We start from the raw sequence: 12,438 nt of genomic DNA, 5'->3' as shown, positions 1-12,438 counted from the left end.
CTTCCCGGATTGGGGAGGCGAGCTTCTTTTGGTGCATGATTCTACAGACCAAATTCTGCGGTTACCCAATCCTTGAACATAGCATAGTCCTTCTCCACCTGATTAGCATAGCCGAAGGCCCATTCGGCAATATAACGGGCGAAGCCTTCCTGATCAGGGCCCATGGCTCTGGAAATCTCATGCTCGCTATGATAGTCGAGGATTCCCTTGTCGACATCCGCATCGGCGCGGGCGTGCATTTTGGCAGTCAGGCTGCCCATCAGCTCAAGTACCTTGGTCAGTTCACCGGCATCCGTGATGTCCTCCAGCTTCAGTCTTTTTTTGTAGGGAGAACGTTCTCTGACGTAGAATTCGCGGCCGTTCATAGTCAGGAATCCGAGATAAGGGTCAGCCTTGTGATGCATCGCCTGCTGGGTAGCGGTCACCCGTTTGCCCTGATGGGCGAAGGCCTGCCAGAAGGATTCCGAATACGGCATGAAGTAGGCCGGGACGGGAGCACGGACCTCTTTTACCTCCAGCACGGGATCATCTGCACCTTCCTGCTCCATGCCGCCCTCAATCAGAATATAATAGCGGTCGAGACCGATCGATGCTGTCCCTGAACCATGCTTGACGGCAATGTCCTTGATCCGGAAATGCCCGTCCTGCAGCTTACGCGCTGCCACCGTCTGTGTATAGAAGCTCCAGGACTGCTCCAGCTGCGCCTGCTCTTCAGCCTCCGGAATCAGCAGCTCAGCGTTCTCAAGGAATACTCTGCTGCTCTGCATATGGGCGGTAACCTTCTCCAGAAAGTGGCTCTGACGGCGTTTTTCCAGCTTGCGCAGCAGTTTTTTGACCGGGCCCTTAGCGTTATTCTCGTCTACTGCATAATCAGCAGGATCATCCTTACCTTGACAGAAGCGGCGGATCTGCCGCGCATACGCTTGTGCATAATCTGAAACGAAGCTCTGCTGCTCCGCCCCGCTATAACCTAACTGCCTGCCGGCAAGGGCAATACTGACTGCCATACGCAGCACATCATACAGATAAGAGCCAACACAGCCCTCGTCAAAATCATTCACATCATAGACAATATTCCCATCCTCACTGCGAAAAGCGCCGAAGTTCTCAAAATGTAAATCTCCCTGAATCCAGGTTGGACGCTCCGGTGCGCTGTGGTACGGGAAATACTGCCTGGTCGTATCAAAATAAAACAGATAGGCACTGCCGCGGTAAAAAGAAAAGGCGCTCTGCGCCATTTTGCTGTATTTCTCTGCACGGTCAACGTGGCTCAAGGCCATGATACTGCCGTCAAATTCATCTAAAATGGAAATCAGCAGGTCTTTGCGCAGCTTGGTGCGTGTGCGGATAACCCCTTCGGTAATCGTCTGGTTAACCATGGGTGGTGCTCCTTTCGGACTAATATAACTAAATCTATTATTTCCATAGACTAGCAATTTGGCAAGCGTGTTATACTTAAAGCAATTTAACCCGTGAAAATAGGAAGAATGAGGTGGGAGCATGTAAGAAGCAACGGTTACTGCAGCTAATATAAGGAGAGGTTAAAAAATGCAGTTAACATGGGATTTGAATAGCATATATCCCGGATTTCAGTCAGATTGTTTCCGGCAGGACCGCGGGCTTGTGGAGACAATGGCCGGGGGGCTTGCAGCATGGGCAGGTTCACAGCTAAAGGATGGACAGGCTGCCTCTGAAGTAATGGAGCAGTTCCTTAAACAATATAACGCTTATAAAAGCATTTACCTCCGCTTGTTCAGCTATGCGGAGCTGATCTTCAGTGCTGACAGCAGCAATGCGGAGGCCATCAATCTGATGGATGAGCTGGAGGAGCTCAGCATCGGGGCGGAGGAAGCCCGGGTGAGCTTCAGCAAGTGGCTGGCCCGGGTCAGCTCGGAGGATCTGGAGGCGAGCCTGGGAGGTAATGCTTACCTTGCGGAGCATAGCTTTTATCTGCGCGAGCTGCAGGCGAAGTCGCAGCATCTGCTGAGTGCAGAAGGCGAGGCCGTCATTGCCCGGATGCAGGCTAACGGCTCGAAGGCGTGGGAGCGGCTGTATATGCAGACGCTGTCTACGCTGCGGACGGAGCTCCAGCTGGACGGAAAGAGCCGGAGTGTGTCGCTGGCTGAGCTGCGGAATCTGGCCTATGATGCGGACGCAGCCGTACGCAAAGCTGCGGCAGCAGCCGAGGGTGAAGCCTGCCGGAGTGTAGCTGCGCTGAGTGCCGCCTGTATTAATGCCGTGTCCGGTGAAGCGGCGGCAGTCTATGAGCTGCGTGGATATACATCACCGCTGCATAAGGTGCTGGAGTCTTCGCGGATGGATGAAGCTACGCTTGAAGTGATGCTGCAGGCTATCCGGGACAGTCTGCCGGTGTTCCACCGCTATTATAAAAAGAAGGCAGAGCTGCTGGGATACTCCGGTGCGCTCCCGTTCTATGATGTATTCGCGCCTGCCGGCAGGGAATCGTCAGGTGTGATCACCTATACGCAGGCGCAGGCGATGATTGTCTCCGGCTTCAGCAGCTTCAGCCCGGAGCTGGGCGCTTTTGCACAAAAGGTGTTCGCCCGGCGCTGGATCGATGCCGAGCCGCGCAGCGGTAAAGGCAGCTTCGGGATGTGCGTTGATATCTTCCCGATCGGGGAGAGCCGGATGATTACCAGCTTCCAAGGCAATTATATAGATGTGAGCGTGCTTGCGCATGAGATCGGACATGCTTACCACAGCAGCCGGCTTGCCGGGCAGAGTATGGTCAATACGGATTATCCGGTGCCGGTTGCCGAGACGGCGTCGATTTTTTGCGAGAGCCTAATCAGCGGTGAGCTGCTGCAGAGCGCTCCTGCTGCTGAAGCAGAAGCTATTCTGGAGCGGAGCCTGGCGGATGCCGGGTATTATATTATCGATTTCTATGCACGTTACTGCTTCGAGAACAGACTGTATGAGCGCAGACAATCGGGTAATCTTTCGGTAGATGAGCTGAACGGGCTGATGCTGGAGTCGATGGAGGCTGCCTATGGCGAAAGTATATTGCCGGAGTCAATCCATCCCTACCAGTGGATCAGCAAGGCCGGATATTATATGGCAGGCAATGAATTTCTTAACTTCCCGTACTCGTTCGGCCTGCTGCTCTCCAAGGGGCTATATGCGCAGTATAAAAAGCAGGGCCAGGCGTTCGTCAGACGGTATGAGCAGTTTCTCTCAGCCTCCAGCACACGGAATATTGCCGAGGCTGCCAGGCTGATGGATATTGACGTACATTCTCTGGCCTTTTGGCAGGATGCGATCCAGGTGATTGCCGGAGATGTTGAGAAATTTATGGAAGCCGAGTAAGACTGGCTTTTGCGCGGCGGAAGGTTCCTTTTTACGTGGAAGTGTGGTAGAACAATAGTAGAAGTATACACCGCAGCGGCACAGAAAGGGATGCTTGATTGAATGTATGTAGTATGTAAAGAACATGTTGAGCTGGCCATCGACAGATTTGTGGACGAGTACGAGGATGCACCGGATGTTGTGGATCTGAAGGAGACGGAATTCTCGGACTGGGACCCGCCGGCGAAATGTGCGGAATGTGAGAAAAATGCGGAATATCTGGTGGTCTGAGGACTGCCGTCATGTATTCAAAAGAACACCCTGCAGCCGTGAAAGCGGACTGTAGGGTGTTTTGGTGTACGGGGATATGGGACAAAGCAGTCGGCATATCATCGGAAGGGCAGCAGGCCTTTAGGCGTCTGCCGCGTCTGGTATTTGGGTAAGCCGGCCGCCCCGGCTGCTGCGGTGGTAGACGAATGCTGAGGCAATTGCAATGATTGCAGCAGCAGAGAGTCCCCAGTAGATGTTGGAGTAGGCTGTAGAGAGCGGCAGACCTTTTTGCCACTCCAAGGCACTGGCAGCCATAGCCACACTGAATGCTCCGCTGAAGAACTGCAGCAGCTGGAACAATCCCATACCCGAGCCGATCTGCGAGGATGGCAGGATGCGCGAGATTTCATTGGATACGCTGCTCGACAGTACGGTGAAGGATAGGCTCATAATCATGTAAACGAGCATAACAGCAACCCAGGACTGACCGGCCAGGAGGGCGAAGAGCACGGTAGCCAGCAGTACCAGCAGCGGTGCGTAGCGCAGAATTCCGGCATTGCCGTAGCGGTCAATGACCCGCCCGACGGCGCGGGAGACGAAGATCGCCAGCAGTGAGCCCGGGAAGATCACCAGCCCGGCATGGCTGGCGCTGAACCCGAAGCGGTGGGTCAAAATCTGCGGCAGCAGGAACAGAGTGGCAAAGCTGCACAGGTAGGAGGCGACTCCGACCAGAGCAAGTACAAGATATGAGCGGTTAGCGAACAGCGCGGGCATCACGAATGGATCAGGTGTGCTGCGGATGCGGCCAACGAACAGGGCGATTGCGGCAAATCCGGCAATCAGGGCAACCCACAGGCCGCTGGTCAGGAACAGCAGCAGCCCGGTGGTACCGATCCCGAGGAACACTCCGCCCAGGATATCGAACGAGCCGCGGGCAGGCACTTCCTTAGGAAGCAGCACCATAAACAGCGGCACCAGCAGCAGAATTGCTGCCGTAACCGCGAATAGCCAGTGCCAGCCCAGATACTCAACGATCGAGCCGCCCGCTACCGGACCAAGCCCCAGCCCGAGTGAAACGGCGGACATAATGGTTGCCATGGCTTTGCCGCGGCGGGCCTGCGGAACATAGCGGGTGAACAGGACGAGTGACAGCGACATAACGGCTCCTGCACCGGATGCCTGTAGAATCCGTACGATCAGCAGGAAGATAAAGTTAGTGCTGAAGAAGCCAGCTACTGCGGAAAGCCCCAGCGTCAGCAGGCCGATAATCAGCAGCCGGCGGATCGGCAGGAAATCAGACAGCCGGCTGTACGTGATGGATGCGATTGAGAACATAATGGAATACCCGGTTACAATCCAGGATGCGGATGCCGCTGTAATGCCGAACGTCTCAGTCACATCCGGCAGCGCCAGATTGAACATCGCTGTATTCATAATGACGAGTACGACGGCGACGCTGAACAGCAGGGTCAGCAGGCCTTCTCGGGGCAGGGAGGGTTCTGCGGTAGCAGGGTTGAGAGGGCTATTGCAGGGACTGCTGGTATTGCCGGCAGTATCCTCGGATGTATGTAATGAGTTCATGGTGGGTATGCCACTCCTTTGGTTCTTTTGTTTAATAGTTCGATTACTTACGAACAATTGAAATATAGCATGCAAAGATGTAAAATGCAATTAGGAAGATGCAGAAGTGTCAGGGCGTTGAAGGATATGAGTATGAGAAATTGAAAGATATTTATGAGAATTTAAGAAATTAAGTGCATTTTAAGTAATCATAAAGGGGTCTTATATATGAAGCTGCTCCATCATCCGGACCGTAAGGACATACAGCTTGCTTCTGTTTTGTATGCGCTTAGCGATCCGATCCGTTTATATGTTGTGTCGGAAATCCGCAAGCACGGCGAGCAGGCCTGCAACAGCTTTAAGGTACCGATCGCCAAGTCCACCTTGTCCCATCACGCCCGGACCCTGCGCGAATCAGGTGTTGTGCACACACGGGCACAGGGCACCCAGCGTATTTTGTCACTGCGGGAAGAGGACTTGAATGTACGGTTTCCGGGGGTGCTGGATTCGATAATAGAGGCGTATGAGGCCGGTGAGGCAGCAGCGTTTGTGGAGAAGAGTGAAGGGTGAAGAGTAGAGAGTGAAGAGTCAAAAGTAAAGTGTGAAGAGTAAAATACGATATAGGACTCTGCGGCAGCAGGGTCTTTTTGCGTTTGGATACTTGGCGGGGAGATGGCGGGATGAGCTGTACAATGTGATTGGAGGATACGGGGTATTGGGGCTTTTGGGCAGAAGGGGAGCTGAGAGTGTGCAGTCAGGTAACCATCTGCTTAATGAGTGAAAGAAAGTAACCTTACAGGCACCCATGACTAATCTAAGTGGAAAAAGGCAAACTATTTACTAGTCTGACTGCAAGTTAGAGGGCATTAGGTGGAAAAACGAAACTTAATTTCTCATATTTTACTCCGGCCGGGGGTTTTGGGTTAAAATAAGTGGCGATTATCCACCTAATGAGTATAAATTTTAGAAAACGATAGAATTACATGGCGAAAATCCAACTAAATGCTGCAGACCCCTCGCTTAAGCGGCAGCCAGACACAGATCTGCTAAACACCGCTTAGCCATTCATACATATAAAGTGTTCGTACTATTAAACAGCTGCGTTAGGATATGGTAAGCTTGGTCATAGAGGAGCCGGTGTAATGTATCTATGCAACCTGGCAATATGAATGCTCCTGGCAAAGAGGCAGACAAACGAAGAGCACAAGAACAGGCACAAGAGTCATCCGGCGGGGTGTTGATAACCGGCATGATTGCTTTTGCAGTCTTGGCCGTAGTGGTATTGCTGTATTTATGTACTTATTACCGGACGAACTAAAGCGGAGCAGGCCGTTCAAAGCTGCCTTCTTATATTATAAATTCAAATTAACGAGCAGCAGCCGGCTTTCAGGCAGGCAATATGGAGGATATTATGTTCATTCAAATTATTGGCGTAGGCAAATTGAAGGAAAAATATTTAGTCAGCGGCATTGCAGAGTATGCCAAGCGGCTGACGCCATACCTCAAGTTCCAGGTAATTGAGGTGGCGGATGAAAAGGCACCGGACAATCTCAGCGATGCTGAGGTTGTCCAGGTCAAAACGCGCGAGGGCGAGCGGATCCTCGCGCACATTAAGAGCGATGCGCATGTCATTGCGCTCGCGATTGACGGCAAGCTCTGGAGCTCCGAGGAGCTTGCCGCGGAAATCGACCGGCTCGGCACCTACGGGACGAGCCATGTCGTATTCGTCATCGGAGGCAGCCATGGCCTCTCCGATGACGTGATGCGCCGCGCCCAGCAGCGCATGAGCTTCGGCCGCATGACGCTGCCCCATCAGCTCATGCGGCTGGTGCTGGTGGAGCAGATTTATCGCGCGGTGAAGATAAATCGGGGGGAACCGTATCATAAGTAGGGCGAAATTTACACTTGCTTGAGTTCAAACATGACGGGTATAGTGAATGTTTGACTAGCTGAGATTTAAGAACCTCAGTTGCAGTTTGTTTCTGAGGATTTTCTGGTTTTTTATGGGAACGTACGTTTTGTGTTATACTATATTAATCAAGTAGAGTTGCGATAATTGTTGTTGCTACACTTGCAATTACGCTAACAGGAGAGAGAGAAATGGAAAAATTAAGTAGACCACCTTTTTATTCTACAGATAAAAATAAATATATAAATGAAATATTATATGCCAACGGAAATGAGGATCGTTCAGTAGTCAGTAGTGATTGTCCGAATTGGTCACCTTACGATAAGCCAATAGAGTCTAAAAGAAGTGGTCCAGTTTATAATATGCATTCATATCCGACAAAAATAGATTATAAGTCAATTATTAGATACATTTTATATTACACAAAGCCCGGTGATGTTGTGTTTGACGGATTTTCTGGAACTGGTTCAACAGGTCTAGCAGCACTGTCTTGTGAAAAATTAGATGAAGATTTAGAAAAGGAATTTGCAGAAAAGAAAATTAATGTTCATTTAGGAAAAAGGAAGGCTGTTATTACTGATTTAAGCCCCATTGCAACATTTATTTCATCAAGTGTCGCTATTCCAGTAAATATAAAAAGTCTCGAAAAACAAGCAATGAATTTGTTGGAAGAGACAGAAAAAGAAATTGGCTGGATGTATAAGGTTGTGAACAATGGAACCGAAGAAACTATTAGACAAATTATTTGGTCAGAAGTTTATAAGTGCCATCACTGTGGGGATCATATTGACTATTGGGATGTTGGTGTAGATTTTCAGAAGAAGACATTTCATGATCGATTTACTTGTCCAAATTGTAAAAATATAGTGATAAAAACTGAGTGTGAGCGGGTTACCGAGGAAGTTTATGATGATGTGCTGAAAAAACCGGCAATGAGGGTAAAACGGATACCAAAACGAGTATACGTCCAAGTTGAAAAAAACAAATATTACCGAGAATGCATAGAAGCAGACTATAAGTTGATTCAAAAAATTGAGGATATGGCAGTACCTACAACTATACCAAATGTCAAAATGATGTTTAAGGATGGTAACTGGGGAGAAATGTATCGAAGTGGCTATCATAAAGGGATTACACATGTACATCATTTCTACACAAAAAGAAACTTAATTGTTTTAGGAACTCTGTGGGAGAAAGCATGGACTGCACCTATAGAATTTAGAAATCAATTATTATTCCTTATTTCTAGCTATAACTTATCAAATTCGACGTTAATGACAAGAGTGGTTTTTAAAAGTAATATAGACGACTTAGTGGTTACTGGCTATCAGAACGGCCAACTGTATATGGGTTCTATCTCCCTAGAAAAGAATATTCTAAAGGGTATTAAGGAGCAAAAGTTAAAGACATTGTTAAAGGCAATTGAATTATTCAATGTTGAAAAAGATGACTTACGTATTTCGACACAATCAATTACAGATTTGGATCTTCCAGATAATAGTATAGATTATATATTTACAGATCCACCATTTGGTCAGGATATTATTTACTCGGAAATGAATTTTATTTTAGAGGCTTGGTTAGGTGTTTATACAGATAACACAAATGAAGCTATTATTTGTAAGGCACAAGGAAAGGAACTTGCTGATTATAAAGAGTTAATGAAACAATCTTTTAGTGAAATGTATCGCATCTTAAAGCCTAATAAACATATCTCGGTCGTATTTCACAATTCTAAAAAGGATGTATGGGATGCAACATTAGAAGCAATGAGAGAAGCGGGATTTAAAATTGTAGAAACATCTATCTTGGATAAGAAGCAAGGAAGCATTAAGCAGGTAAAAGCCCACAATGCAGTAAGTAAAGACATTATCATCGGAGCGGTTAAATTAGGAAATAAAGCTCAACAACAAGATATGGCTGTTGTTGAAAATAAAGTTTGGGATTACCTGGCTCAAATAATTGGGCAGTCAAATTCTTCTGTTGATGAAATGGACAAGCAATTACTGTATAGCTTGTATTTGAGTTATATGATTAAGAATCATTTAACGATTGAATATGATGCAAAGGATTTTTATAAAGAACTGAAATCGAGGTTTTCAAAGGAGTAAGCGTATGATTTTGTACGACCAACATAGCAGAAGAGAGAGATATGCCAATTGGAAATTGATTAGTTCGGAATTAATTGAAACAATCTCTCGAAAAATCGCTTCTTTATATGCAAATGGAAATGTATCAGATATCCTGGAAAGCTGGATTGAAATAAACGATATAAAAGTCAATGAGCACGATTTTATACTGCAAACGGAGAAGGAGATAGAAAAACTACTATACTTATTTACACTGAAAACGCTGTTTCTTCAAAAGTATTCGTTAAAGGACTTTCCTGCTACGCATAGCTTTCGTGAACTTCTTATATTACATCGATCCAACGTAGATTCAGACCAGTCTAGTGATCATTCTATGATGTTCTATTATAAAATATTATCATTTTATGATGAATACATTGTACATGAAGCACATAAAAACCTTTATTTTGATTTTATAAATGAGTTTCATCATCAACTGGATTTAATGGCATTAGTGAGTATCTACGAAGATGTAATTAGTAATAAAGAACGTAAAGATATGGGGAAGTTTTTTACAGAGGGTACAATAAGTAAGCTGATTGCTGCTTTAACTATATCAAAAGAAAGTAAAAGAATTTTGGATCCAATGTGCGGAACAGGTTTATTTATCACTTCAGCGATGGAGCTACTAGAGCAGGGTGATTCCGGTGTAACGAAAGAATTTATAGGATTTGAAATTAACCCAGTTACTGCAGAGATCGCAAACCTTCTTTTTAAAATTTACAGTGTAGAAGGCAACAATCAACATATTGTGAAGATTATGAATGTGGATGCCTTTAATCCGATGATTCGTGAACATAAGGCACCTGATTTATACACAGAAAATCTTAGACAAGAAAAAATAGCTCCGTTTGATGTGGTTTTCGGTAATCCTGCATACATCCGCTATCAAAATCTGTGGAAATTATTTAAATTCATCCCTAATGAGTTTAAACAAGCCTATATTAGTTTTTATAAAGTCGCATTAGATGATACTAAATTACAAGGACAATTTGTTAGTCACTATATACGAGCAGGTCTCCTTGGAGGTGTAAATAATGACGAACACTTTATTGAACAGCTTGAATGGTTGAGGAAGAATAAACATTCATTTGAGGAAGATGAACTGTTTTGGTTTAATCTTGTTAATGGTTATTCGGGTTTATCCGATTTAACAGTTCCAACGTGGTTGTTGGCATATTCGCTTTGCCGTACAGATGGGAAAATAGGATTCATTACCTCTAATTCATGGTTTAATCGTGATTATGGAGCCATACTGAAATTGTTTTTTCTGCAGTTAACTGAGTTAGAATACGTCATGGATTTATCGAATATAAATGCATTTGAAGATGCACAAGTAAGCACATCGATTGTAATTACAAAGAAGAAGGTACCCAAACTACAAAATCGTGTTAAGTTTATCAAGTTTAAGCAAATAGACAATCTAAATGTGAGTCTACATGAAATTATGAGAAGGATTTTAGAAAATTCAAATCAATATGATGGGGAATACAGCATCGAATTACAATTTAAAAAATGGTTAGAAGCCCTTGATGACAATTGGGAGGATGACTTTATCAGAATTAATGTCGTTGAGCAATCTGATTTAGCAGGCGAATTAATGGAGGATAAGAAGGCACGGAGACTTCTCACTGCTCCGATTAAAAAAGTTTCATCTTCGATTAAGAAATGGAGTGATCTTTTCCAGAAAGAGAGTGCTCTAGATCAACTCTACAGTCCTGAGAAATGGATTAGTATTGAACGCTTACCAATTGAGGTTAACCAAGGGGTTCGAACGGGTTATAACAGTTTTTTCTATTTTGAAAAAATGAACTATCGGAACCTTGTGAATCATGGTCTGTTGGTCGGAAAACTTAAAGAAGATGCTTATGCAGACTGTTCTTGGGAGGATCTGTTTTGTAAAAAGCTTGTGAGTGTAAATGATTTAAAGGCATTGAGTTTTCAAACTCCGGTAAACTATGATCAATTGCATGAAGAGTATTTACTTGTAGTGTATCAGCGTGTGGATTTAAACCAGAAGGATTTGAGACTTGCATTTATACGTAAAAGATATCTCAAAAAGGTAGTGCGTTCTATTAAGGATTTATCTCACTATTTTGTTCTAAATGATGAGCTAGAACATTATATTTTTATAAGTGATAAAGGGATTCTAGCTAAAGATTATGAGACTTTAGAAACTAAGTTTACCTCCGATGAGCTACGAACTTGGCAAGAAGCGGGGCTACACATTTTTGATGAGAGTACCGCCCAATATATAGAAGAGGCAGCCAAATTACGTGTACAAAAAAACGAGGGGATTATTTATATTCCTGATATGCCTGTTTTACAAGGGTATCATAATAAGCCGACTCTTCAGAACGTACCCGCTTTTTGGTACTCATTAGGTCTTCGTGAAAGACATGTCGGTAATATTTTTGTAAATCGTATTAACTATAAAGAGATGCCATTCATAATGAATGATATACAAGACCCTTACGTAATTGATGCTAATTTTATTACGATGACATTGTATGGCCTAGATGAAAAGCACCTACTTATATATTTTGCAATATTAAATTCAAGCTTGCTTCGCTTACAACTTGAGAAGAATTGCAGTGTTATGGGTGGAGGGGCTTTAAAGGTTGAAGCCACACACTTACGAAAAATTGTCTTGCCTAACCTCCGAGTATTTTCAGAGAGACAGTTATATCGATTGTATAAATTAGGGGAAAAGTTGAAAAATGCTTCACTAGTTAGTAAAGAAATTTGTGATGAGTTAGATATGCTACTTTTAGAAGTTGTCCTTGATACAGAGAGAGGAACTGAAGGGATCTTACAGGAGGCGAAAACTATAATAGATTTCTTAACCAAAGAGCGATTGAAGAAATAAGCTAAATGCTTATTTCTTTTTTTTTCTACGGTTGACTAATTCACTAACATAGTTTGTTTTCAATCTGTTTAAGGTAGGCTAATGGGTCTCGGCGAAAGCGTCTGCGTTTCGTCGTTTCGTCCAGTCGTTTTGTCCAATTCTGGCGTTCTTGGTTAAAGGATTCATAAGAAACTTGGTGCAACCTTGACACGAGATTCGGTTGGTTTAGAGCATCATCGACGAGCACCACAAATTCACCGCAGCGGAGAATGTGTTCGTTCCAACTGCGACGTCCCGTAGTTCGTCGGTGTTTGGTTTTCGTTTGTCGAAAAAAACGCTCATGGTCATTATTCGTGCGTGGCACCCAGGGCGAATCATAGCAGGTAAAAAGCCCTTTCCAAAAGCCACGGGTATAA

8 protein-coding genes are annotated in these 12,438 nt (G+C 45.1%); 6 read left to right on the top strand and 2 right to left on the bottom strand.

What is annotated here, in order from left to right; all coding sequences use genetic code 11:
* Nucleotides 1–41: 41 nt before the first annotated feature.
* A complete protein-coding gene (locus tag BN3772_RS07030; RefSeq protein WP_042198163.1) occupies nucleotides 42–1,379 on the bottom strand; it encodes a DUF2252 domain-containing protein in 1,338 nt (445 codons plus the stop codon).
* A 169-nt stretch (nucleotides 1,380–1,548) separates the two neighbouring features.
* Here BN3772_RS07030 and BN3772_RS07025 point away from each other — a divergent pair, with 169 nt between their 5' ends.
* Nucleotides 1,549–3,327: a M3 family oligoendopeptidase gene (locus tag BN3772_RS07025; protein ID WP_042198160.1), complete on the top strand. Its 1,779-nt coding sequence runs from the start codon at nucleotides 1,549–1,551 to the stop codon at nucleotides 3,325–3,327.
* A 102-nt stretch (nucleotides 3,328–3,429) separates the two neighbouring features.
* The gene (locus tag BN3772_RS07020) at nucleotides 3,430–3,597 is read left to right on the top strand and encodes a CxxH/CxxC protein (RefSeq protein WP_066377900.1); all 168 of its coding nucleotides are present in this window, start codon (nucleotides 3,430–3,432) and stop codon (nucleotides 3,595–3,597) included.
* A 120-nt stretch (nucleotides 3,598–3,717) separates the two neighbouring features.
* Here BN3772_RS07020 and BN3772_RS07015 read toward each other — a convergent pair whose 3' ends face one another.
* Nucleotides 3,718–5,157 (bottom strand): MFS transporter, encoded by a 1,440-nt coding sequence (locus BN3772_RS07015; protein ID WP_086074448.1) that lies wholly within the window; start codon nucleotides 5,155–5,157, stop codon nucleotides 3,718–3,720.
* Nucleotides 5,158–5,364: 207 nt separating this feature from the next.
* Here BN3772_RS07015 and BN3772_RS07010 point away from each other — a divergent pair, with 207 nt between their 5' ends.
* From BN3772_RS07010 to BN3772_RS06995, 4 genes are all read left to right on the top strand, one after another.
* Nucleotides 5,365–5,706 (top strand): ArsR/SmtB family transcription factor, encoded by a 342-nt coding sequence (locus tag BN3772_RS07010; RefSeq protein ID WP_042198158.1) that lies wholly within the window; start codon nucleotides 5,365–5,367, stop codon nucleotides 5,704–5,706.
* A gap of 841 nt (nucleotides 5,707–6,547) precedes the next feature.
* The gene (rlmH, locus tag BN3772_RS07005) at nucleotides 6,548–7,027 is read left to right on the top strand and encodes a 23S rRNA (pseudouridine(1915)-N(3))-methyltransferase RlmH (RefSeq protein ID WP_039878000.1); all 480 of its coding nucleotides are present in this window, start codon (nucleotides 6,548–6,550) and stop codon (nucleotides 7,025–7,027) included.
* A 209-nt stretch (nucleotides 7,028–7,236) separates the two neighbouring features.
* The gene (locus BN3772_RS07000) at nucleotides 7,237–9,156 is read left to right on the top strand and encodes a DNA methyltransferase (RefSeq protein WP_052380406.1); all 1,920 of its coding nucleotides are present in this window, start codon (nucleotides 7,237–7,239) and stop codon (nucleotides 9,154–9,156) included.
* Nucleotides 9,157–9,160: 4 nt separating this feature from the next.
* Nucleotides 9,161–12,043: an N-6 DNA methylase gene (locus BN3772_RS06995; RefSeq protein WP_042198156.1), complete on the top strand. Its 2,883-nt coding sequence runs from the start codon at nucleotides 9,161–9,163 to the stop codon at nucleotides 12,041–12,043.
* Nucleotides 12,044–12,438: the final 395 nt, after the last annotated feature.

Origin of the sequence: Paenibacillus camerounensis, assembly GCF_000723885.1 — a bacterium.
GTDB classification, from domain to species: Bacteria; Bacillota; Bacilli; order Paenibacillales; family Paenibacillaceae; genus Paenibacillus_AQ; species Paenibacillus_AQ camerounensis.
The sequence above is the reverse complement of the archived record's forward strand: the minus strand, read 5'-3'. Positions and strand labels throughout refer to the sequence as shown.

Coding starts and splice junctions, on each gene's coding strand:
- BN3772_RS07000 (WP_052380406.1), top strand. CDS start 7,237: ATGGAAAAATTAAGTAGACCACCTTTTTATTCTACAGATAAAAATAAA.
- BN3772_RS07030 (WP_042198163.1), bottom strand. CDS start 1,379: ATGGTTAACCAGACGATTACCGAAGGGGTTATCCGCACACGCACCAAG.
- BN3772_RS07015 (WP_086074448.1), bottom strand. CDS start 5,157: ATGAACTCATTACATACATCCGAGGATACTGCCGGCAATACCAGCAGT.
- BN3772_RS07020 (WP_066377900.1), top strand. CDS start 3,430: ATGTATGTAGTATGTAAAGAACATGTTGAGCTGGCCATCGACAGATTT.
- BN3772_RS07010 (WP_042198158.1), top strand. CDS start 5,365: ATGAAGCTGCTCCATCATCCGGACCGTAAGGACATACAGCTTGCTTCT.
- BN3772_RS06995 (WP_042198156.1), top strand. CDS start 9,161: ATGATTTTGTACGACCAACATAGCAGAAGAGAGAGATATGCCAATTGG.
- rlmH (WP_039878000.1), top strand. CDS start 6,548: ATGTTCATTCAAATTATTGGCGTAGGCAAATTGAAGGAAAAATATTTA.
- BN3772_RS07025 (WP_042198160.1), top strand. CDS start 1,549: ATGCAGTTAACATGGGATTTGAATAGCATATATCCCGGATTTCAGTCA.